The 302-nt window shown below is 69.5% G+C and carries 1 pseudogene; it reads left to right on the top strand.

What is annotated here, in order from left to right:
* Window positions 1–12: 12 nt before the first annotated feature.
* Window positions 13–302 (top strand): annotated as a pseudogene (locus HTV45_RS35120) (hypothetical protein); the annotation flags it as partial.

The following is a 302-nucleotide window of genomic DNA, read 5'->3' on the forward strand; positions in this document are numbered from 1 at the left end:
CGGTGACATGTCCTGCACCGGCGCGGTCGACTCCGACGCCGACACCATCGAGAAGGTGATCACCGAGATCGCCGCCTCCCGGCTCACCGAACGCGGTGCCACCCGCGCCGACGACCGGATGTCCGAGGCCGCGATGGAAGACCGCAAGCGCGAGGGGTACTTCTAACCATGACCAGCACCACGCAACCCGCCGAGCCGCCGGCGACCTGGCAGTTGTCGGAGACGACGCTGCTGCGGTTCGCGACCGCCGGTTCGGTCGACGACGGCAAGTCCACCCTGGTGGGCCGGCTGCTGCACGACTC

Source organism: Streptomyces sp. CHD11 (assembly GCF_018638295.1).
Lineage (GTDB): Bacteria > Actinomycetota > Actinomycetes > Streptomycetales > Streptomycetaceae > Streptomyces.